The sequence below is a fragment of the Pseudomonas sp. WMBT8 genome, assembly GCF_050916005.1.
Classification (GTDB): domain Bacteria; phylum Pseudomonadota; class Gammaproteobacteria; order Pseudomonadales; family Pseudomonadaceae; genus Aquipseudomonas.
In genome coordinates this window covers 178,936-202,839 of the sequence record NZ_CP188096.1, presented here as the reverse complement: position 1 = coordinate 202,839, position 23,904 = coordinate 178,936, and the positions used below count along the sequence as shown (strand labels likewise).

The window sequence follows — 23,904 nt, the reverse complement described above, 5'->3', positions numbered from 1 at the left end:
CTCCTACCAGGACGGTTTAGAAGGCGTAGCGGGCCTTCAGCATGACGCCATCGGCATCAAACCCGCTGCGGGCCTGGCGGGTGTAGCTGGCACCGACGCTGAACGCCGAAACCTGGTAGTTCACGCCCACGCTGGCTTCATAGCTGTCACGCGCGACCGATGCACCGGTCACGCTGAACGTCGAACCACCGTTCACAAAGCTGGAAGTCTGCGCCACGCGATCACCCATCAGGTCGTGATAAGCCATCAAGGTCGCTTCCGGTTGCAGGGTGCCGGCGCCCAGCGCCAGGTTGCCCGCCACGCGCAGGCCGGCGCCCAGTTCACCGACTTCGTAACGCTGGGAACCGGTGTTCAGCGCCGCCGAAGAACCCTTCTCATGCAGGCTGTCCATGTGCACGCTGGAGTAACGCGCCGCGACACGCGGTTCGATCAGCACGCTGTCCGACGCTTTGAAGCTGTAGCCGCCGATCACGCTGGCCGACAACGCCTGGCTGTCGTAGCTGCCCTTGGCCGTGGTGCCGGCGATGTGGCGCTTGCTGTCGTTGTCGTTGACGCCGTAGCTCAGGCTGCCATCGACAAACCAGTTCTGCAGCGACCAGTTGCCATACAGCGACAGCGCATTGCCCTGCACTTCGGTCTTGTTGCCCAGGTCCGAGTGGATGTTGGAGTTGAGGTAGCTGTACGCCACACCCACCCGCGTGCTGTCGTTCAAGCGCCCGTCCACGCCGACTGCCACGCCACTGCTGTTGGCCGAGTAACCGTTGTCGCCACCGCGACCGTCCTGGTCCATGTTGCTGCTCAAGCCCTGCACCCACACACCGCCGCGTTCGCTGCCATCGCGCTGGCCGGCCAGGCGGTTGAGGATCGCGCCGTTGATCACGGTCTGCCCGGACAAGGCCACGTCCAACGCGCCACGGTTCACGTCTGGCTTGAGCTGTTCGCCAAGCTGCGCCAGTTGCTGGGCGCTGCCAGCGTTGGCCACGGCCTGGAACACCGCGTCCTCCTGGCTCAGTTGGCCCAGCACTTCGTTTTTCAACAGGTTCACGGCAGTGACCGCCGAGGTCGTTGCCCCAACGCCGCCGAGGTCGGTTTGTACCTGCTCGTCTGGCTTCAGACCCACCACGGCCTTGACCGTCTGCGCATCGGCCGAGTAGCTGAGCACATCGAGCAGCGACGAGCTGCTGGCGACCGTCAGGCCGTTGTTCTGCACGCTGCCGGCTTGCAGCAGGGTGTATTCGGTGCCGCTGGGCGCTGCGGTGAAATCACCGGGCTTGGCGCTCAAGGTCACGTTGGAACCCTGGGCAAAATTCGCGGCGCCGCTGACCGTCAGGTACGGGGTGGTCGGCACCACGCTGTTGGACAGGCGCATATCAACCCCGGCGCCGCTGGCCACATTCAGGTCGCCAGTGATCGTGGTGCCGGCGCCAGACAGGTTCAACGAACCCGCGTTGACCGATACCGGGCTGCCAATGCGCGCACCGGTAAAATCGGCCTGGCCGTTGATGTTCACTGCCGTGACACCCAGCACATCACCGACGATTTTGCCGCCGCTCCAGTTCAGGCTCGCCAGGTTGCCCCCGTCGATGGCCGTGCCGGAGTTGCTGCGGATTTCCCCGGCTTGCTGGTTGATCTCCAAGGGCGTCAATTGGAATCGCGGGTTGACCTTGATCGCGGTCGCGTCGGCGCTGATCACGCCACGGTTGATCAAGCCGCGCTCACCGCTCGGCGAGGTGGTGTTGAAGGTCGCGCCTTGCACGTTGAAGGCCATGGCGTTGCTGCCGCTGGCTTCGATGGTGCCGGTGTTGAGCAGGTAATCGTAGGTGCCCGCATCGAGCTGCACGGCAATCGCCTGCCCGCCGTTGACGGAAACCAGGCCGCTGTTTTCGATACGCAGGGGGTTGGTATCGGTTTCGATCTCGATCCCCAGGGCCTCTTCACCGGTCACGCGAATGGTCCCGGAATTGAGCAGCTTGCCGCCGATGGTCACTGGCATGTTGTTGTGGGTATCGAGAATCAGGCCGTAGCCGTAGTAGGACGTGATATCCACCACACCGCTATTGACCACGTCGCCCGCCACGGTGGTGCCATTGAGGTAGATACCCTCGGCGTCGGATTCATCGCCCGAACCTGGGACCTCGACCAGGGTGATGTTGCCCGAGTTGATGATGCTGCCGCCCACGTTGCTGGCGCCCACTTCAAAGCCTTCGGCCCAGATGGTGTTGCTCAGGTGGATATTGCCAGCCTGGACGATATCGCCGCTGATTTGGCTGCCGGTGGTGGTGAGCATTTGATCCAGCGCCCCATCGACGATCAGGCCACGCACGGCCTGGCCGCCGGCATTCAGGGTGAGGTTGGCGTTGTTACGCAGCGTGCCCTGGATATTGGTCAGGGACACATTCACACCATCGGCACTGGGCTGGGTCGATACGACATTGCGCGCGCCCACCAGGGTCACAGGCTCGTTGAACGTCTGGGAGGCCCAGACGTTCTGCCCTGTGCTGACGTCAAACTCCACCGCACTGGCTTGTGCGGCAACGGCGCTGACCATCATGGCCAACAGGGTTTTCTGGAACTGCTTGCGCTTCATTTGAAACTCCATTTACTACGACAACACCGCCAATGTGCCCGGCGGTTGTAGGGTGCATGATTCAGGACGCGGGGACGGCAACGCGTTGTGCGGGGTCGGTGATGTCATAGGCATGCTGCTCACAGCCGGCGCCGACAATCACGAATTCCACCAGGTAAACCTTTTGCTTTTGCGGCTTGAACGCCGAGGTCATCGGCCCGCAGGCGTAGACAATTTTTTCGGCGTAGCGGTAGTAGTTCGAGTCATACACTCGCGACTCGCCCAATACCTCGATCGTCTGCCCCGGATCGGCCAGCACTTCCAACTGTGGGAAGCGCTTGACCGCGGCGCTGTTGGCCACCTCGCTCATCTTGGCGATCCAGCCGAACACCTTGCCCCGGCCCGAATCCACCACCGTGCCGAGGATCTCCGGGCGCTGATCGGCATCGCCGCCACGGCGCACGGAGAACTGCACCGGGTAGGTAAAACCGGTGGCGCGCATGATCACCTTGGCGTGCTCGGCGTCCGCCACGACCTTGCTCTGCTGCAACTGCACACCATCTTTCAACAGGCTGGGCGACGAGTCGCGGGCAGTGGAGTGGCAGCCCGCAAGGGCCAGGGCCGCGAGGATAAAGGCAACTTTTTTCATAAAGGGTCTTCCGTGGCAATAAAGGGCTGGGGTTGCCCTGCAAGAGTCAAAAACTCAAAAAGAACACGCCCCCATATAAAAACAGGGCGAAGCCAGCCAAGGCCGCGCGCCACTTTGGGTCGGCATCCTTGCTCATGCCACCCGGCGCGATGGCTACCCGGGCGCCACGCGCATAGTTGTAGACCGCCTGGCCAAACCACAGCTGCACCAACACCATGATGAAAAAACGCTGCCAGCTGCCGTCAAATCGCAAGAAACCGTTCAATAACGCTGCCAGCAATAAAGCCACGCCAATGCCATGCCGGTACTTGTACAAGTGACGGCTCATTCATCTGAGCGCCCAAACAACCGCGCCAGCCAGCCGGTTTTTTCTACGCGGGCAGGGGCAGGGGCGGGAACAACGTCTTCACTGGGATGGAGCAAGTCGCCGGGGTAATGCTCATGCCCCAGACAAGCGCTGTCATCCAGCCCGAATGCCTTGACTGCGGCAACCGCCTCAAAGCACCAGCGGCCAAAGTAGCTACCCATTTCAAGGGGATGCTTTACCGGGTCGCCATAGACATACCACCAGGGTTGCTGTTTACCGCGTCGGTTCAGCTCCGGGTACCAATGTTCCACGAACGCCCGCAACAGCGAGGCCTGCTGGTCCTGGGGCGCATCGATGGCCTTGAGCAGCCTTGCATAAGGTTTGGCGTGCAGTAGCTGTTCACCGATCACACGCCCTGGCTGGCGGGATGCAATGATTCGATCCAGCAGAACGTCCTGCCCACCTTCGCCGATCAAGGCGACGAGGCGACGCCACTGGTCGTCGGGAATTTCCAGCGCCAGCGCCAGGCTTACCAACCAGAAACACCAGATGTAGTGGTTCAGGTCCGCCAACTCGAAAGTCCAGTCACGGCAGGTCTGGAGATTATTCTCAGCACACAGGCTGTCGGACTCTCGATTTGAAAGCTCCCATGCGTCTATCGCGGCGGGGAGGTAGGTAGCCATCTCTGCAACATTGCCACCACTCGAATAGACCCGAATGGCCGCACGCACATTATCTTTGGCAAAGTCGAACGTAAATTGCGCTCTGTACAGGGGGTTGGCCGAAGGTTGCGAGAGAATTTCACTGACGCGCTCAACCCATTGCCGATCCTTGGCTTCGCGATCGTCCCAATACGGCTTATCCCCCAGGGGTGCACGAATCATGGATAACCCTCATCGAAGTTTTTCTTGGGCGGGAGAATTTTCGACGTATCAACATTTTTGGCTTTGCCACGCGCATCAAGCACTTCAATTTCCGTGTCGCCATCTGGCCGGGTTCTCACCACCCACGTTTCAGTACGGTTCGCGTCCACCGCGAGCCGCACATCCCGGCTCTGATCTGCGCCAACCGAACGCTCCAGGCGATCGCCTCCGAGTATCCACGAGGCGGAACCTTGCTTGCCATCTGTAGGCTTGCCCAGCGCCGAGGAACCGGACTTCCTGTTATCACTCAAAAACTTGTATTCAATGACAAGGAAGTCGACATCCGGACGATCGACCTTGTACAGATCGTCAATACCCGTTTCACCGGTCCCCGGTACTCGCGCCAGCTTCTGCCCGTCAGGAACAATTTGCTGCACCGAGCGACCTCCAAGTAAATCGCCCATGACACTTTTCTGCTCACGGGTCAGCACCGACAGATCCATCAGCGGCTTGCCATCAGGTCCGAATCTACCGCCACTCTTGAGCAGTGCCTGCTCGGCCGCTTCGTTGATGATACCGGTGAAGCGCTTGCCCACAGCCCCGGCCAGCTCGCCGGTCAGGCGGGTGGTCGTCGCGCCAGCACTACCGACACCCGCGCCGCCCAGGCCGAGGCCCACGCCAGTAGAGGTGGCGATCATCTCGTTCTGGCGCAGCACGTCGGCGCCATAGCCCTGCATGATATGCAGGGTGTCCAGGTAGCCCTTGAGCCTCAGCTCTTCGGGCAAGCTCTGCACCGCCTCTACCGCCGCGATAAACTGCCGACCGCCACAGCTTGGGCAATTGACGGTACTCATCGCCCAAAGCGCCGTCTTGGAACCGAAACTGGCCAGATCCTCTACGGCATTGGCAATACCCTCGGCACTGCCCTGGCCTTTGGCATTGAGAATTTCGGCCATGTTTTTCGGATCGTGCAGGTACTTGTAGGGGTCGACCAGTTCGATGTACTTGACCAGGTTCTCAACCGAGTTCCGGTCTTTCATCAGGCGCGACAGGCCCAAACGCTCATTGTTGTAATCGGCCAGGCTGACCTGGAACAGGTCGGCGCTTTTGGACTGCGAAAGCTCGCTGCGCAGGAAACTGGCCGCCGTCGTGGTGTTGCCATCCTCGACACCCAGCACGGTGTTCCAGCCGCGATCGACCATCGCCGCCGCCGTTCGCAGCAGCTCTATGCGTGCTTGCTCTTCGGTGATGCCCTGCGCTTGTGCATAGCGATCGACGCGCTCCTTGTCGGAGGCGAACTTGATCTCGTCCGGGTGCAACTGGCGGTTGTACCGATCCACGCTGGCCGCAGTGCCACCGGCAACAATGGCGCCGCCGGTGCCATGCCCGGAACCGACCGCCGTACCCACGCCGGAGGCAATCAGCGTAGCCACGGCCTTACGGTCGGCCTCTTTCATGCCACTGTCTTCCAGCGCTTGCAGAATCGAGGGCATCAGCGCCGCCGAGGCCCCTGCACCCAATGCGCCGCTCTGCACATTGCCGCTGGAAAGCCCCAACGCGGCTCCCGCCAATGCGTGCAACATAACGCGCGCGGCGCCGCCTTCGGCCCAGGCAGCCTTGGTCGCGCTGTCGATGTCTTTGCGGTTTTTCTGCTCGTCGGCAAAACTGCCGATTTTATTGAAGATATCGCTGGCCGATGTATTAGCCACGATCCCTACCGCCGTGCCGCCGGTAGCGCCGCCCAGCCCGGCCGCAATCAGCCCGGATGCAATATCGGCCATCAGTTTCTTGTCGCCACCCACCTGCCAGCGCAGCGCCTCGGCATTCGCCGCCTCGTACGCCTGGGCCGCGGCACCCGCCGTTGGCGAGCCCGCGCTGGCCTGGTCTTTTGCCTCCTGCCCAAGCTTCTTCGCTTCATCGGCCTTGGCTTTGGCCACCGTACTGATCACCCCACTGGCCAATTGCGCCGAGCTTTGGATCAGGTCGATGCGCTCCCGCATGGCCTTTTCGTCTGGACGGTCGAGCCTCTGGTTGGCGTTGGCAGTGTCGCGATTGAGCCCCACCAGGTCATTGGCGCCCTCAGGGTTGCGGACCTCAATCGTGCCGTCGCTGACCGCACTGCGGGTGTGGCTGCGCTCGTCTTCCTTGAGCGCCACCGGAATGCTGCCACCCGGCGAGGTGCCACCGCTGCTGCTGAACGAAGCGGAGAGCCCCGCCGACTGGCTCTGGATCTCGCTGGTGTTCTTGATATCGCTGACGATCAGGCGATCGGTGCTCAAGCGGTTCTTCACTGCCGCCGCTTCGCTGGCAATCACCCCGCCCTGCAAGGTGGTGGTCTTGCCGACATTGATGTCGTAGCCACCGGTGCCCGCAAACAGGCCGGTCTGGTCGGTCACGGCCTGGTAGTCGCTGTTCATCTTGGCCGCTGCGATGCTGGCCGAACCGGCCACAGTGGAGCCGTAGCAGAACGGTGGGATGCAGATACTCGCGCCAAAGCCTGCGCTGCTCTGCTTGCTGCGCGACGATTCGCTGTCCTGGCGCGAGAGGATGTTGAGGTTGCCGCCGATGTCGGCCTGGATGCGGTCAGCGCGCACCTGGGCGCCGGCGAGGGTGGTGTCGCCACCGCTTTTGAGCAGCAGCGAGCCGGTGTCCAGGGTGGTGTTGACCTGGGTTACCGAGTTGCCATTGCCCTTGTTCTTCGCGCCCTGTGCACCGAGGTCGAGGGTGAAGCCGTTCTGCTCGCCGATGTTGAAGCTGGCGCCAATTGCAGTCCTGTTGGTCGAGCCATCGTTCTTGCGATCGACGGTGTCCTGGGCGCTTTGCAGCAACACGTTGTTCTTGGCCAGCAACAAGGTGTTGGCGGCTTTCAGGCTGCTGCCGGTGATCTCGATATTGCCCTGGGTGCCGGGCGCTTCGCCGGTGGCGACAATCGACAGATCCTGCCCGGCATTGAGCGTGCTCTGGCGCGCCGTCAGGCTGTTGTACTCACTGCTGGCCTTGCTGCGGGTATTGGCCAGTTCGGTACCGATCTTGATCAACGAACCGTTGCTGGGTGAGCCGCCCTGCTTGTTCTTGAAGCCGGCGCTCTGGCCGTTGGCGTCCGAGGCCTGGCCACCCAGGTTGTAGGCCGCCAGGGCGGCCTGGGCGATTTTCACCGCCTTGAGGCGCGGGTCATCGGCGTTCTTCGCCGCTTCGGTGGCATCGTGGATACTGCGCGCGGTGTCGATCACCGCACCGCCAATCACCCGGCCCACGGCCAGGCTCTTGGAGCTGTCTTGCGTGGTTTGCCGCGCGGTTTCAGCGCCGGCGGTGATGGTCACGTTGGCGCCACTGAGGTCCATGTTCTTGGTGCTGACCAGGTCACTGGCGACCACATTCAACTCACGCCCGGCAATCAACGCAACGTTGCCTTCGCTGGAGCCAATGGTGCTGCCGGTCAGGGTGGTTTCCTGGGCGGTGCCGTTGTGTTTGCTGCTGCTGATCGACAGGTGTTGATTGCCGGTGATGTCGTCCAGGCCCAGCTTATTGCCGGTCAACACGCCGGTCAGGTCGCGATTTTTTTCCTTGTGCATATCGGTGCGCGAGAAGGTGTTCTGCGCCGCATCAATCGTCAGGTCGCGCCCCGCCTGCACGGCCAGGTCACCAGTGCTGACCAGTGCCGAGCCGGTCACTGTCGCATCCTGCCCCGCTACCACGCTGACCGTCTCGCCCGAAACCATGCTGCCCACGGCCATGGTGCGTTTCTCGTCAACCTTGTCCTGGACCTTGCTCGACTTCAGCCCGCCCCAACTGCTTTTGCTTTCTTTGCGCTCATGCCGCGCACTTTCGGCGTCGGTGACCGCGACGATTTGCACATCCTTGCCCGCCACCAGTTTTGCCGCACCTTTGTCGGCGGCCACGCTGCTACCCGCCAGCAGGAGGTTTTCACCGGCTACCAGAGTGCTGTTGCCGCCGGAATTGACGCTGCTGCCCACGTTGTTGACGGTGTCGGTCTCATCGAGGCGGAATTTTTTCCCCGAGGAGCTTTTCTTGGTCTTGCTGTAGAAGCTGTAGTCCTGATCTTCGGCAGCCTTGAGGGCCAGGCTCTTGCCGGCCACCAGGTACGCTTCGTTGCCGGCGCTGACGTTACTGGCCAGCAACAGCAAATCTTCGCCCGCATTCAAGGTCACGTTGCCACCGGCCTTGAGCACGGTGGAGACCTGGCTCACATGGTCCTCGATGCTCTTGACCTTTTTCGAGTTGTACGCCGAATGTTGCTCGTTGGCCGCCGCCGCCAGGTTCACATTGCGCACGCCGCCCACGCTCAGGTCGCGCTTGGCTTCGATCTGGCTGCCCACCGCGCTCACATCCCGCCCGGCGACCACATGGAAGTCCCGCCCGGCTTCAACCACCGAGCCTTGCTGGGTGATGATCTCGTGGCGCGAACGGCTGCCAATGGCGCCGTTGTCCAGGGTTTGCGCCGCGACGATATTCACGTCGCGCACCGCCTGGGCGGTGGTGTCGCCGCCACTCTTGAGCGCGCCGCCGACACTGTTGATATCGCGCCCGGCCTGCATCGCCAGGGTGCTGGCCGACTCGATGCGCGCAGCGTTGTCGATAAAGTCGCTGCGCTCGATGCGGTAGTCGCTGGCGCTCTGGTGGGTGGTGACGCTGCGCTCGTTGAGCAGGTCGGCACCGGCCACCAGGTTGACCTGCTGCCCGGCAATGATGCCGCCGGCACGGTTGTTGAGGTTCTTGCCGGTCAGCAGGTCGAGGCGGTTGCCGGTCTCCATCAGCCCGCTATTGTTCAGGTCGCCGCCCACATTGGCGCCCAGGTTGCTGGTGGCGCGCAGCGTGCCGACGTTATTGAGGTTGGCGCCGGTCATCAGGTTCAGGTCGCTGCCGGAAATCAGCGCGCCATTGGGGGCCAGGCGATTGCTGGCCTGGGCCAGGTACAACACGGGCACCAGCACTTGCTGGCCGGCGACGGTGGCGTTTTCCAGCCACACGATATCGTGGGTCAGGGCCGCGACCTGTTCGGCGGTGAGGCTCACGCCCACGGCCAGGTTCAGTTGCTGGCGGGCGCCGACCGCATTGTCCATCAGGTACTTGAACACCCCGGCGTCGCTGGTCTGGCCGTCGATGAAGCGCTGGCCGGTACGGGCGACCACGGCTTGCTGGATCAGGCGCTGCTCGTAGAAACCGTCGCCCAGGCGCTTCTGGCTGGCGTCGGGGTCGTAGCCCAGCTTGGCCAGCATGTAATCCGAGCTCATGAACTGCGCCATATTGGTCAGCTGCGCGTTGGTCTCGATCAGGTACTTTTGCGGCTTATCGGCAAACTGGCTGTTGGGCAGGCCCTGCACGCCACTGCCATCGCTGAAGTGGAACAGGCCGTTCTGCCCGGTGGGCAAGCTGAAGCCCGGCAGGCCCAGCGGGTTGACTTGTTGCTGGGCGACATCCGGTGGCAATTGCCCGTTGAGCTTCACTTGGGTGGAGAAGCCGGGAGCGTTGGTGTCGGTCTTCGCGCCGCTGCCCACGTAGGTGTAGCCGCCGCGCACCACGCTGTTATCGATACCGGCCTGGGCCTGGATGTTCACCGCGCCGCCAGCCTGGATCACCGCTGCGTAGCGCTGGTCCGCAGCCGCCAACTGAGTGGTTTTGGTCTCGCCCCACTGGCGCTCCATAGCGCCGATAAAGAACGCCATGGCCGCTTCCAGGCCGCCCAGGTTGTTGGGGTTGTAGGCCGCGCCACCGATGGAATAGCGCTGGGTAAATTGCGCGGCGGTCTGGTTGTAGCCCGACGGATCACGGGTGCGCTCGGAAGAAAACACGCGCTCGGTCAGGGTGTCGTGGGTTTCCAGGCCGAGGTTGGTCAACTGGTTGACCCGCGCCGTCAGGCTGCCGGCTGCAGCGATGCTACTGCTGCTGTTGAGCACATCGCCGCCGACCAGCAGCAGGTTGGCGCCGGAGGTAATGCTGGAAGCCGCACTGGCGTCGGTAACCCTCAGGCGCTCCCGCTGGGCAATCAGGAACGGACGGTTTTCCTTGCCGCCTTCGCAGTCACCGCCGTTGACGTTTTCAATGCACTGCACCGGGCTGATCGAGGCGCTATAGATCCCCGATTCGCTGGTCAGCACCGTGCGGATATTCTGGATGGTGCCGGCGGCCAGGCTCAGGTTGCCGTCACTCTGGATGCTCGACGAGCTGTTGATGATGCTGGTGGCGAACGCGCCCTTGCCGTCGCGGTCGATGCTCAGGTTGCCCATGGCATAGATATCGGCGCCGAGGTTTTTCAGGCGCTCGACCCGCAGGCTCATATCACCGCCGCTGAACAGCAAACCGTTCTGGTTGAGCAGGCTGCCAGTGGTCAGGGTCATGGCGCGGCCGCTGCCCAAGGTACCGAGGTTGTTCAGCGCGGCACTGGCCAGGCTGAAATCCGTGGCGCCGGTCAGGCGGCCGGTGTTGTTGAGGGTCCCGCCCAGGTTCAGCTCAAGGCTGCCGTTACTGGCGATCACGCCCTGGGTGGACCAGTTCTGGCCCGTGCCCTTGATGCGGTTGGCCGCGAGCAGTTGGCCGCTGCTGGTTTGCTCAAGATTATCGACATTGACCGTGAGGTTGCCGGCCTGGATCAGGCTGCTGTTGGTCCAGTTGGTTTTGTCCAGGCTCAGGTCGCCCTGGGTCACCAGGCTGCCGCCTACGTTATCGAGGTTGATCCCGGCGATATCAAACACCCCGGTACCCACATGCAACACGCTGCCGCCCTGGTTCTGGAAAGTGCCGGCGGCCAGGCTCAAGTCGGCATTGGCCGCTTCCAGCTTGCCGCCGCTGTTATCCAGCACACCGCCAATCGCCACGCGGCTTTTGCCGCTGGTACCCAGGGCACGCAATTGCCCGCCCTGGTTGCTCAGGCTGGCGGCGGTGATATCCAGGGTGCTGGCGCTTTCGATCAAGCCACGGTTGTTGAGGGCGCCCAGCAGGCTGAGGTCGACTTGCTGACCGGCGATCTGCCCGGCGTTATCGACGCTGCCGCCACTGAGGCGCACGCGCTGGCCGGCAAACACACCGCCGTTGCCGTTGTTGAAAACACCGGCGTTGATCAGCGCATCGCCCGCCTTGGCCGAGAGTTTGCCCCCGGCGTTGTTCAGGCTGCCGACGGTGAGGTTGAGGCCGGCGTTTTCGCTGTGGATCAGGCCATCGTTGTCGTTTTGCAGCAGGCCGCTGGCGTTCAGGGTCAGCCCGGCGTTTGCCGCCAGGGTGCCGCTGTTGCGGTTGTCCACGCTGGCCGCCAATACCGTCAGCAGGGTTTGGCTGGTGAGTTTGCCGCCCTGGTTGTCGAGGGCGGCCACCCGCTCGATCGACAGCGGGCCGGCGCTGGCCAGCTTGCCGTTGCGGTTGATCAGATCGGCCAGCAGGTCGAGGGTCAGCGCACCGTTGCCGGTCAGGCTGCCGGCGCTGTTGTCCAGGCTGTTGCCGCGCAGGGTGAATGCGCCGGCGCTGTCGATGGTGCCGCCCTGGCTGTTATTGAGTGCGCCGCTGAGGGTCAGGGTTTGCGCTGCGGCGCTGGAGATCACGCCTTTGTTGCTGTTATCCAGGCTGTCGCCGGTCACGCTAAGGGTGTCGTGGCTGACCACCACGCCGCCCTGGTTATTGACCTGCGCGACATTGGCCTGCAACGCGCCATCGCTGATGATTTCGCCCTGGCTGTTGTACAGCGCAGCGGCGGTCAACTGGGTGCTGCCGCTGGTCAGCAGGCGGCCTTTGTTGCGGTTATCCACAGTGCTGGCAGTGACGTCCAGGGCCTTTCTGGCACTGATGACGCCGCCCTGGTTATCCAGGGTCTGGCTGGCCTTGACGGTGGCGCTGCGGCTGGCAACCACACTGGCGTTGTTGCGGATATCGCGGGCCTCGAGACTGACGTCGCCGGTGGTGGTGCGGGTGTTATCAGCATTCACGCCGGCTTCGATAACGCCGTTGTTGGTCAACTTGCCGCCGCTGCTCAGGCGCACCGTGTCGCGGGCCGCGAGGCTTTTCTGGGTGTTCAGGTCGCCGCTGGTTTTCACCGTCAGGGCGGTGCCGGCGTAGGCCGGGCCCTGGGCATCGAGGCTCGCCGCCTTGACGTCGATCGCGCCACTGGCCGCCGCCTGCGCCATGCTCAGGTGCCCGTTGGCATCGAGCTGGATATCGCCGGCGCTGGCCGCCAATGTGCCGTCCAGTTTTACCCCGACACCGGCCTCGGTGCCCACCAGCTTGATCGCGCCGGCGTACATGCCGCCCAGGGCCGAGGAGTCAATCGCAAGCTCCGGCTTGGCGCTGCCATCGTCGGCGCGTGCGGTGGCATTCAAGGTCTGTGCATTGACGTCGTTGCGCCCGGCAATCACGGTCAGGTTGCGCGCATTGATCTGCGCGTTGATCTTGGCCGTGCGGGTGATGATTTCGAAGCGGTCGACATTGCTCGCGTTCAAGCCCTGGCCGTCGATGGTCACCGCGCCGCCATCGACCTGGTAGCGGTCCAGGCGGCCGTTATCGAGGATCGGTTTGCCAGTGGTCAAGGTGACGTTGGGGGTGTTGATAAAGCCGCAGCCGTTGCAGGTCACGCCATAGGGGTTGGCGACGATGACCTTGGCCGACTGCCCCGCCACTTCGGTGTAGCCGCGCAACTGGCTGGCGCTGCCGCCGTTGACTTCGTTGAGGATGACATTCGCCGAGCCACCCTTGAGGTTGGGGTTGCCGACGATAATCCCGCCCAGTTGGGTGGACTGCAACGGGCCGCCGGCGTTGTTGAGGATCACGCCATTGGGGCCGACGTTGTAGTCCTTGAACTGGTTGTGGGACAGGCCGCTGCCGTTGGGCGTGGCGATGTTCACCACCGGTACGCCATTGCCCGCCGCGCCCACCGTCGTGCCGGGGCCGCTGACCACAATGCCGTCGGCCTGGGCCAGCAGCGGCTGCCAGAACAGCGCGTTGGCCAGGATCAGCACCAGGCCGCGCTTGGGCAGGCCGCAGAACGCATCACGGCGCTTCATGGCTGAAGAAGGCAGGCGGGCAAGGAAGGCAAACTGGCGGACATCCATGTCAAATTCTCGATGCGGCTAGGCGTTGAATTACAGGTAGAAATCCATCCGGAAGTAGATCGGCGCTTCGCGCTCGCTCATCACTGCCGGACGTTCCAAAGAGTGGGCAAAGGTCACGCTGGTGCTGACGTTTTTGCCACGGGCGAACAGCTCCACGGAGTTGCTGGAAACCCGGCCGTGGACGATGTCGTTGTAGCGGTCATTGCGGATCACGCCCTGGTCGTAGCCCAGGCTCACACCGTATTCGCCGAAGGCCGGGCGCAACCAATCCACCAGCACCGGCCGCGCCCAGCGCAGGTCGTTGCGCCAGTAGCCGCCACTGTCACCGTTGAGTTGCTGGTCCTTGAAGCCGCGCACCGAGGACGAGCCACCGAGGCTCATGCGCTGCGGGCTGAAGAGTATGTCTTCACTGCGTTGGCCGGTGGCAAGGCTAGTGAAACTGAACGACTCGCCCCACAACGTGAACGGCTGCAGGTAGCTGACGGTGGCGGTGTATTTGCGGTAGCGCGAATTGGGTTGGCGACTGCCGAATTCGCCACGTTCGTCCTGGGACTGGGCATCGAGCAGGCCAATGCCGTTCTGCATGCCCAGATCCATGTTGACGAAGGCACTGCCGACCCGCCGACCGTGGTTGATGCCGACCTGCATCTCGCTCAAGCGCGTGCTGCTGTCCAGGCGAGTGCTGAGCACGTAGTTGTTGGTACGCAAGTGGGCCAGGCCGACGTTGACCGAGGTCTTGCTCACGTCATCACGATGCACCACGCGCTCGGCGCGCAGTTGGTGGTTCTGGCTGTCACCCGATTGCTTGAAGCTGAACGTGTCGGCCTGGCCCAGCGCGCGGTAATCGCTCTCGCTGTAGGTGTAGCTGAAGTTCCACCAGCCCCACGGCACGTTGTAATAGAACATGCCGTTCTTCGAAGTTTTCTGGTGATCGCTGATCGCATCATGGCCGCCGCGCAACACCAACTGGTCCGCCAGGCCCAGGGGGCTGTCCCACTCAAGGCCGGTGCCCCACTGCTGCTCGCCGGTGCTTTTCTGCCCGTCGTTATTGCGCGACAGGCTGGCGCGCCAGGGCTTTTGCGGAGTGTTTTTCACCAGCACCGAACTGCCACCAACGGCTTCGCCGGGGGCCAGCTCCATTTGTGCCTGGTTGGATGGCAAGCGGTTGAGCTGATCGATGGCCTGCTCGATTTCCCGCAGGTTGAGCAGGTCGCCGTTTTTGCCGGGGAAGGCCATGGCCAACTCGCGCGCCGAGATCTTGCTGTCGGCGGCGCTATTCAAGCCTTCGAGCTTGCCTTCGACCACCAACACTTGCAGATGCCCTTTGGACAAATCCTGCTGCGGCAAGTAGGCACGGCTGGTGACCATGCCCTTGTCGATGTAGTGATCGGTGACGGCCTTGAGCAGTTGATTGAGCTGGGCCACGCCCAGGCACTGGTCGATGTAAGGCTTGATCAAGCGCTCACGCTCGGGGGCGGACAGGCTGTCGGCGCCTTTGAGTTCAATGGTCTTGATCGCGAAGCAACGGGTATCTACCGGGGCGGTGGGCGTTGCGGGTTTGACTTCCTTGCCGGGCAATTCCTTGAGCTCTTCGAGGCGCCGGCGCTGCTCTTCAAGCAAGCGGTTTTGCCGCTCGCGGATCAGGTCCTGATCGCCAGGCGAAGTCGCGGCCACTGCGCTGTTTGACCCACAGAGGGCGAACAGGGCAATACACAGGGAATACCGAATCCGTGGCAATAACGAGGGCATGTTCGATCCATCGAATAACAAGGGGCGGCAAACTAACATCGAACTTCCACACAGCCTAAATTCACGGCTAGTTGAAGCTAAAAATTAAATCACCAATAAGTTGCTGATTAATAACGATAAAAACTATCAGCAACAATTAAATGCTTGTATTCGGAATTTTTATTCCGACAAGCGGTATCAGTTTTGATACAGCTTTCGGCGCAACTTGAAAGTTGCCACTAGTTAGCCATCAATGTTGTGCCGAGATGGTTTAGTAGCCAAATAAGCGGAAAAGTTCGCGGTTATTTTGTGAATTGGATCCCATTTCTGACCACCGGCACCGCAGCCCCCACCCTGTAGGAGCTGGCTTGCCAGCGATGACGGCCGCGAGACCGCCGCAGAGTGTCAGATACCCAACGTCATCGTTGACGACCATCGCCGGCAAGCCGGCTCCTACCCAACGCGTTCCGCCACCAGCTTCAGCTCCCGCCGTTGTGCCGTCACCGCCTGCACCCCGCCCTCCTGGTCGTTATGAATCACCAGCACCCCCGGCCGGCGCAGTTGTTCAAGCTCCCCCGCCGCCAACCGGAAGCTCTCGCTCAGGCCGTGATCACTCAAGGCCTTGCCCGCCGCCCGGCGCTGGGCGAAGCGCTTGCCGCGCCGCTGCTGGTAGCGCGCCCAACTGATCAGCAGTACCGCATTGAACAGGGCGATCCACAGGTAGATCTGCAAGGTGTTCAGCGCAGCAAAGATCGGGGCATCGATGCGTGGGCCGCCGTGGCTGTCGAGCATCGGCACCAGGCCGCGCACCAGCAGGATCACCAGCCCGGCCCAGGCCAGCAGGGTCAGGAAAATATCAATGGCCTGCATCACAGGCCGCTGTGGGGTACGGATCAGGTTCATGGCTTCACTTCCTTGGCAGGTGCCTTGATGCCGCGATCCGGGCTGACCCAGCGCGCGCGTTTTTGATGTTGGCGGAACAGGACTTTGGGAAAGCTGACCAGGGTGGTGAACAGGCTCACCAGCCAGAACACCAGCGGGTACCAGACGGTCCAGAACAGGGTTTTCCACAGGCCGCGCTCGTAGCGCCGGTCAATCATGATGCTCACGGCGAACTGCACCAGGCACACCACCGCCAGCAGCAAGCCGGTGAAGGCCGGTGGCATCAGCGAGCTGACGGCAATCGCCTCAGGCAACGGCACCACTTTGCCCACGCCCCAGAAAATCACCGACAGCAGGAAGGTGAAGGCCCAGCCGGTGGACAGGCAGTATTCGAACAACAACGGCCACAGGTAGCGGTGGCGCCATTGCCAGATCCCGCGAATGTTCTTGAACAGCACCTCGGCACCACCCTGGGCCCAGCGCAGGCGCTGCTTCCACAGGCCGCCGAGGGTTTCGGGCATGAGGATCCAGCACAGCGCGCGCGGCTCGTAGAAGATGCTCCAGTGGTCCAGTTGCAGCTTCCAGCTCACGTCGATGTCTTCGGTGATCATGTCGGTGCTCCAGTAGTCGACCCGGTCCAGGGCCGCCCGCCGAAACGCCACCACTACGCCGGACACAGTGAAAATCCGCCCGAAGACCCGCTGGGTGCGCTTGATCAGACCAATGATCGAAGAGAACTCGCCCACCTGTACCCGACCGATCAAGGTCGAGCGCGTGCGGATGCGCGGGTTGCCGGTGACCGCGCCAAGCCGTGGGTTGTCGAGCATCGGCGCCACCAGGTAGGCGGCGGCATTGCGGTCGAGCAAGGCGTCGCCGTCGATGCATACCAAGTATTCGCTGCGGGCCGCCACGGCGCCCATGCGCAAGGCCACGGCCTTGCCCTGGTTTTGCGCCAGGTGCAACACGCGCAGGCGCGGCTCTTGCAGCGCCAGGGCATCGAGTACTTCGGCGGTGTTGTCGCTGGAGCCGTCGTTGATCGCAATCACTTCCAGGTTGCGATAACGCTGGGCCAACGCCGCGCCGATGGTCTCGGCGGCGTTGTCGCCTTCGTTGTAGCAAGGGATCAGGATCGAGATCAGCGGCTCGCCCTTGAGCGCCGGCGCCGGGGTGTCATCGGACCACGGCCAGTGGCGCTCCCAGTGCAGCCAGAAATACACGCCACCGGCGATCCACAGCCCGGACATAAACAACGGGTAGAAAAACACGAACTCCATCAGGAACTGCCCGGTGACCAGGAACATCAGGCCCAGGGGCACCCCCAACACCAATGCCAACACGAGAAGAGCAAGGATTCTGTCGAACATGAGTCAAGGATTCCATTTGTTGGAAAGGGCCGGACGCACGGTGTTCAGATCCGGCGAATTCTCCAGGAAGTTGTCGGGGTAGTAGCCAAAACTGCTGGCACCCTGGCGCTTGAGCACACCCATCCACTCCGCCATTTGCACGCCGGAAATGTCCGGGGCGGCTGGAGTGCGCCAATCCTTGGCCTGTAGCTCGAAGACCGTGCGTTGCATCGCACCGGGCCGGGCCTTGACCGTGGCCACGAGCTTTTCCAACCAGGCGTTGGAGTTTTTCAGCGACTGGCCTTCCATCAAGGGCATCGCCATCGGCGCGGTCCAGTCGTAGTGCTTGAGGAAGTCGTCGAGGTTCTGCGCAAACCAGGCTTCGCTGGCCGGGTTGAGCATCGGCTCGGCGAAGATATTGCGCGCGGTGAGCACTTCCGGGCCGCGCAGGGTGCGGACCTTGGCGGTCAGTTCATGGGTGAAGTCGATCAGGTAGCGACTCTTGAAACGGGTCCAGCGCTGCATCGCCTCAGGGTCGGCACGCAGCGCCTGGATGCTGCCCGGCAGGCCGTTGGCGGCGTAGGTTTTCAGGGCTTGGGGGCTGGCGTCTTCAAAGTCCGAGAGCACGGCGTCGTCGTGGAACAACACGCCGTGGATAGCGCTGGTACGGGCCAGGTCTTCGTAGATCTCACCGATGACTTTGCGCACTTGGGGATCGAATGGCGACAGGCGCTGGTACTGTTTCGGGTCGACGGCTACCTTGCCGGTGGCCGGGTCCCAACGGCTGACGCGGGGCAGCTTGGGGTCCAGGGCAAAGCTGAGCACGGGCATCCAGGCGTAGACCTTGACCAGGCCGCCACGGGTGTGCAGCTGCCAACTGACGCGGTTGAACAGGTCGGCACGCATCGGCAGATGGCGGTTGGGGAAGTACAGCGAACGCGCCAGGCCATCACCCTTGGGGTCGGCGAAGGCCTGGAGGAACACGGTGTCGACGCCCATGTCCAGCACACGCTGGACCAGCGCATCGAGGTTGCGCGCTTCCTGCGCCTTGTCCGGGTCGTAGACATGATCGAGGTCCACATGCAGCACGCGCATCGGCGCTTTGACCTGCGCCGAGACCATGCTGTTGGCGAAGTCCTCGCCGTACGGGTCGTTGTCCACCAGAAAGCGCGGGCTGCTCATCAAGTTGCCGAGGTTATCGAGGCCGTCCTCCAGGGTCAGGGCCATCTGGTAGCCCTGCTCACCCACCACCGCCAGGGAGGTGCCATCCGCCGCCCCATACGGCCATACCCATACACGCGGGGCCTTGCCGGTAACGGCGCGGATCTTGTTGGAAATCGCCGCGACGTCGGCGCGCATCCGCGCCTGGAACTGCGCTTCGGATTCATAACTGCCGGTGACCGGGTCATAGCGCCGGGTGGCGGCGGCCGGTTGCAGGTTGCCCTGGGGGTTGGCCAGCACGCCCTTGTGGTTGGCGTCGGTGTGGGCAGCGATTTCCACCAGGCCCGATTGCGCCACTTCGCGCACTTGTTGCCAGGTCAGAAACTCCGCGCGGTCACGCGGCACGCCGGCAAAATCCACCGGTTGGTTCAACGGCGTGTCGACCCAACTGCCCACCGGCGCCAGCACGGCCGGCCACTGGTAGGCACGCAGGATCGGCATGACACGGGTGTAGAAGCTCGAATAGCCGTCGTCGAAGCTGAGCATGACGGCTTTGGCCGGCAGCTCTGGCCCACCGGCGCGGGCGGCGAGGACCTGGTCGACGCTGACCGCCTGGTAGCCGTTCTCGCGCAGCCAGGACAACTGTTCGATCAGGCGTTCGGTGCGCACCGCCACCACTCTCTGGTCGGGGTCACGGTCGTTGACATCGTGGTAGGCAATGCCCAGGAAATGGTTTTTCGGCCACGGCGCTTCGTTGACCGGTTTGAGTCGTTCAGCAGGTGGCGTAAAAGGCGCGGGCGACTGGGCACAGGCACTGCTCAGCAGAAAGCCCAGGGCCAGCAGGCAACGGGAAACAAGGGTCATGATCGGACTCTTCTAGAAACGGTAAGTGAGGTCGACGATCAGGCGCACATCGCTTTCGCGCTCACCGTCATAAGGTCGGTTGATCCAGCTCAGGTTGGCGCCGGTCTCCAGTACGTCGTTCCAGCGATAACGCTGGCCGTAACTGAGCAAACCAATGGCGCCGGTGGAGTAATCACGCTGGCTGTAGGTGCCCGCACCGGCCTGGAACTGCTGACTCCACTGGGTTTCGTAGCGGTGATAAAGCACATGGTTGACGCTCACCGTGGGCAGCACGCTGAAGTCTGAACGCGGGTTGAAATACGCCGCTTCTTCCTTGCTGTTGCGGCTGGTGGCGACTTCCAGGCCAAGGTCCACTTGCACGCCCGGCGAGCGGTAGACGCCCTCACGGCCGATGAGCGACGCTTCGACACGGTCGTTACCGTCACTGAAGTGGGACGGGCTCAGCGCCAGTTTCCACTCACGGCTCTCGTTGGCGCTCCAGCGGATAAACCCGCTACCGCCGTTGGCGGTGACGTTGGCATTGAGCGCGCGCAACGGCGTGCTGGCGGCCAGGTAGTCAAGGCTGCCCCCGTACTGCCAGTGGTCGTTGATGTCCCGGGCAATCGCCAGGCGCGCGCCTTGCTTGGTGCCTTTGCCGTAGGAGTGATTGGAGACTTCGGCCTCCAGGGTCATATCACGGGTACGCCGCTCCACCCCCAGGCGCTGCCAGCGGTGGTGGCCGGTACCTTCTTCAAAGTCGGCGGTGGCGTAGCCGATACCGCCGAATATCCGCCAGTCTTCATCGATGGGCGGGCTGTAGAGCAGGGTTTCGATCCCCCAGTCGCGACTGCCGGAGACCGCCCCGCCGCCATGGCTTTTGCCGGTTTCGGCCTCGATGCGCAGCTCGGCCATCTCATGCACCTTGCGCAGGCGCTGCAGGCGTTGGACCTGGCGATTGTCCGGGGCGCGGGCGACTACGTCATCGGCGAGCACATCGAGCTGGCGCCACTCCTGCAGATCCAGCGCGTTGTAGCCTTGGGAGACTTCCAGGTCGATATGGCGCGGGTTCTGGTTCTCGGCGTTCTTGAGGGCAACTTCGGCACGCCGCGGCCAGGCGCGGGCGCGGAACATGTCCGCCTGGGCCACACGCATGCCGACATTGCCAGGCGAGGTGCGCACCAGGGTTTCCAGGCTTTTTTCACTGGTCGGCAGATCGGCGCCGTAGGTCGCGGCCTGGGCCGCCAGTTGCTGGGCGGCCAACCACGCATCGTTGGGGTTACCGAGGGGCAGGCCCTTGAGTTCAACCCGAGGTTTTTGCGTGCTCGCCAGGTCGTTTGCGACGGCGCGGGCTTCGCGGGTCTGGTCGTTTTCCAGCAAGGAGTAGTACAGCGCGGTGCTGTCGACCACTTGGTTGCTGGGGTCGGCGTCCGGCGCAATCACCGCCTGGCGATACAGCGGCGCAGCCTTTTCCGGCAGGCGTTGATCGAGGTAGGCGGCGGCCACCCAGCGCAGGGCGTAGTTGGGCAACTGCACGCCTTGAGCTTGCAAGGCTTCGTAGTCGTGGAGCACCTCGGCGGTACGTGCGCGAGCCTTGAGCGCGCCCAGGCGGTCGATGCGCCAGCGCACCACATCGTCATGGGCACTGGCGTCCGGGGTCCAGGTGGCGAGCAGTTGGTCGTAATCCTTGAGGGCGCGGTCGGCGATCACAAAGCGTTCGCTTTCACTGCGCGTCGGGAATTCAGCCAGGCGCACGCGTTCGGCAGCCAGGTCACCTTCCAGGCGGCGCTGGGTCACCGGGTCCAGCAGGCCGGGGTGGCGGGCGCTCAGGCGCAGGGCCGGTTCCGGCATGCGTGCACGTTGCAGGGCGATCAGGTATTCGCGCACCACCTCGGGCTGGTTGCCGGCGCGGATAAACGCCTGGTCGAATTCGAACAGCGAATCATAGAGCTGCCCGGCACGGGACAACGCGTAGCCCAGGGCCATGCGGCGCTGGACATCCTCAGGCTTGGCCGCCACCAGGGTGCGCGCACGCTGTACGGCCTCGGCGGTTTTGCCACCATCGGCCAGGGTCATGGCCAGGCCCAGTTGCAGGTCCGGGTTGTTCGGTTCGCGCAGCACGGCCTGGCGATACACCGCCTCGGCGGGCGCCCAACGCTGTTGATTGCGGTAGGTGCGGGCCACGGTGGTCAGCGCTTGGGTGGTCAGTTGGCGCTGGCGCCCCTGGGTCTCATAGACCTTGAGCACTTCGTCATCCTGGCGCGCCCAACTGGCAATCAGCAGGTGATCGCTGACCTGGCCAGAGGTCTGGCGCTCGGCAGGCAATTGGCGCAGCAGGTTGAGCGCCGGCGTGTAGTTGCCGGTACGGGCCTGGCGAATCAGGGAATCATAGGCAGGATCGGCCACGGCCAGAGTCGGCAGCAACAAGGCGGCACCGATCAATAGACGCAGGCGGCCAGGGCCAGTGGGAGAGAAATTACGCAACATGTCGTCAGCTTCCTTACTTGGAAAGCTGTAGCGATAGGTTCGCCTGTACAACACGCATCAGGCCGCCGGTGTCTGATGACCCGGCCAAGCTTTCCTGGGGCGCAATATCCCTGAGAAGGATATGGAATAGGGCAAATCAGGACAATTGTTCAGAATCGTCCTACAAACCGGTGGAGATCAAATGTGGGGCTTGTGTGGGAGCTGGCTTGCCGGCGATGGCATCACCTCTGTTTCACTGAAACACCGAGGTGATGCCATCGCCGGCAAGCCAGCTCCTACACAGACCGTATTTCTACAGGGGGCGGGCGGCCTTACTGCGCGCCGCTGACCGCACCCAGTTTGCCCAGTACGCCGCCGATAAACTGCTCGACGGTCATTTTCTGGCCATTGAAGGTCACTTCATTGTTGGCGTAGTGCAGCTTGGCCAGGATGTCGTTGCCTTCCAGGGTCGCCAACTGCGTGCCAACAGCCATGCCGCTGACCATCTCGCTGGCCATCTGCGATTGCTGCTCGATGGCTTTCGGGTCGGTCACGCCACCGATCTGCGCTTGCAGGGCAGCCACATCAGAGATCATCGGCTTGGACAGGGTCAGGTTGGCATCCAGCAGGGTAATCATCTGCTTGGCCAGTTCAACCGGCGGCAGCTCCATGGTGGACGGCTTGGTCAGGTCCACCACCAGGTTGAAGCGGCTTTCGCCATTGGCGGTCTTCAGGGACAGGTTTTCCAGGGCCACTTGCGGCTTGGCGGCCAGCAGCAGGTCAACGTTGGCCTGGGCCAGCACTTGCTCGGCTTCGCTCAGTTGCAGTTCTGGGATCGGTTGGCCGGCAGCCTGGGCAGCCTGCACCGGTTGCATCTTGTCCTGATAGAGCTTGGTCAGCACCATGGTCGATGGCACGTCGATGTTCTTGACGCTCACGGCCATGGCCGCCGAACCCACGGGTTTGCCCTGGTATCCGATCTCGGTGATTTTGTAGTCGACGCGACCGCTGAGGTTGTTGTCCTTGGTATCGCTGCTGTCTTTCTGCTCAAAACCTTTGACAGTCAGCACGGCTTGTTCCGGGCCAAAGGTGAACGTGCTGTTGCTCAACACGACGGTATTCTGGCCGACATAAAAGCCGAAGTTGCTCTTGGTCAAGTTACTGGCGAGGGTCAAGCCATTGAGCTCTGCCTGGAACGGTGCCCCCTTGGGGTCGACCAGGGAGACCTTGAGGGCGTCCATGTAACCGTCGACCTTGATCTCTGTCGCCTTTTCGGTGTTGAAGTAGTCCATGTTCAGGCCGGAGAAGGTGACACTGGTGGTGCCGTCCTTGTACTCCAGGGGCAGCAGCTCCAGGTTGCCGTTGACCGAACGGTTGAAGCCGATGTTGGCCACGCCCTTGACCGGCGAAACGTCCTTGGTGGCGGCGAACCATTTTTCGGTGGTCGGGTTCTTCTCAAGCGCCAAATGGCTGGTAGCCAGCACCGGCCACCACTTCAGGGTTACCAGGCGCGAGAAGGGCAGCGGGCCGTGTTCGATACGGTCGACAAACAGCAGTTCGCTGTCTTTGAACTGTTCACCGAATGCCGCACCTTCAGCCTTGAGACGGAAGTGGCCGGTGCTGCTGAACCAGCCGCGGTCCAGGGAGACCATCTCCAGGGTCATGCGGCCATCGACACCGGCCAGGGAGCGTTCCATCTCCTTGTTGGCGTCTTCGATCGTGGTTTTCAGCACCCCTTCCAACTGGCTGCCGGTGTACCAGGCACCGCCAGCACTGACCACGCCGACGGCGGCAACAAAACCCAAGAGTACAACGGCTGATTTATTCATGAAGTGTCCTGATCCAATCCTGTGCGAAGTGGGCTGTCTTCCCTGAACCCCGAAGTGGGGCGTCGGCTCAAGCCCGCCGAAAATCGGGGCAAGGTTAGCACTGGCAAGGGGGCTTGTCGCAAGGCCCGCCATACACACGCCCTCGGCCTGCCGGCAATGGCGGCCGAATGGGCGGCGCAGGGCTCAAGGTCGTCTCGCCGGCAAGCCGGCGCCTACCGGG

The 23,904-nt window shown here is 62.8% G+C and carries 11 protein-coding genes; all 11 read right to left on the bottom strand.

What is annotated here, in order from left to right:
* Window positions 1-16: 16 nt before the first annotated feature.
* The 11 genes from ACO77H_RS00815 to ACO77H_RS00765 all read right to left on the bottom strand — a co-directional run bounded on the left by ACO77H_RS00815 (window position 17) and on the right by ACO77H_RS00765 (window position 23,684).
* The gene (locus ACO77H_RS00815) at window positions 17-2,587 is read right to left on the bottom strand and encodes an autotransporter outer membrane beta-barrel domain-containing protein (protein ID WP_432754856.1); all 2,571 of its coding nucleotides are present in this window, start codon (window positions 2,585-2,587) and stop codon (window positions 17-19) included.
* Window positions 2,588-2,648: 61 nt separating this feature from the next.
* A complete protein-coding gene (locus ACO77H_RS00810) occupies window positions 2,649-3,215 on the bottom strand; it encodes a hypothetical protein (protein ID WP_170058197.1) in 567 nt (188 codons plus the stop codon).
* Window positions 3,216-3,261: 46 nt separating this feature from the next.
* Window positions 3,262-3,543: a hypothetical protein gene (locus tag ACO77H_RS00805; protein ID WP_169953974.1), complete on the bottom strand. Its 282-nt coding sequence runs from the start codon at window positions 3,541-3,543 to the stop codon at window positions 3,262-3,264.
* A complete protein-coding gene (locus ACO77H_RS00800; RefSeq protein ID WP_432754855.1) occupies window positions 3,540-4,406 on the bottom strand; it encodes a PoNe immunity protein domain-containing protein in 867 nt (288 codons plus the stop codon). Before ACO77H_RS00800 ends, ACO77H_RS00805 begins: the two co-directional genes overlap by 4 nt.
* Window positions 4,403-13,435, bottom strand: coding sequence for a hemagglutinin repeat-containing protein (locus ACO77H_RS00795; protein WP_432754854.1), 9,033 nt, complete (start codon window positions 13,433-13,435; stop codon window positions 4,403-4,405). The genes ACO77H_RS00800 and ACO77H_RS00795 overlap by 4 nt, the downstream gene beginning before the upstream one ends.
* A 30-nt stretch (window positions 13,436-13,465) precedes the next feature.
* Window positions 13,466-15,184: a ShlB/FhaC/HecB family hemolysin secretion/activation protein gene (locus tag ACO77H_RS00790; protein ID WP_432754853.1), complete on the bottom strand. Its 1,719-nt coding sequence runs from the start codon at window positions 15,182-15,184 to the stop codon at window positions 13,466-13,468.
* 432 nt (window positions 15,185-15,616) lie between these two features.
* Window positions 15,617-16,066, bottom strand: a complete 450-nt coding sequence (gene pgaD / locus ACO77H_RS00785; RefSeq protein ID WP_169953978.1) for a poly-beta-1,6-N-acetyl-D-glucosamine biosynthesis protein PgaD — start codon at window positions 16,064-16,066, stop codon at window positions 15,617-15,619.
* Complete coding sequence (gene pgaC, locus ACO77H_RS00780; protein ID WP_169953979.1) at window positions 16,063-17,409, bottom strand: poly-beta-1,6-N-acetyl-D-glucosamine synthase; 1,347 nt, start codon at window positions 17,407-17,409, stop codon at window positions 16,063-16,065. The genes pgaD and pgaC overlap by 4 nt, the downstream gene beginning before the upstream one ends.
* Before the next feature lie 3 nt (window positions 17,410-17,412).
* Window positions 17,413-19,413, bottom strand: a complete 2,001-nt coding sequence (pgaB, locus tag ACO77H_RS00775) for a poly-beta-1,6-N-acetyl-D-glucosamine N-deacetylase PgaB (RefSeq protein ID WP_170042295.1) — start codon at window positions 19,411-19,413, stop codon at window positions 17,413-17,415.
* A 12-nt stretch (window positions 19,414-19,425) separates the two neighbouring features.
* Window positions 19,426-21,876, bottom strand: coding sequence for a poly-beta-1,6 N-acetyl-D-glucosamine export porin PgaA (gene pgaA, locus ACO77H_RS00770; RefSeq protein ID WP_432754852.1), 2,451 nt, complete (start codon window positions 21,874-21,876; stop codon window positions 19,426-19,428).
* 311 nt (window positions 21,877-22,187) lie between these two features.
* Window positions 22,188-23,684 (bottom strand): YdgA family protein, encoded by a 1,497-nt coding sequence (locus ACO77H_RS00765; protein ID WP_169953981.1) that lies wholly within the window; start codon window positions 23,682-23,684, stop codon window positions 22,188-22,190.
* Window positions 23,685-23,904: the final 220 nt, after the last annotated feature.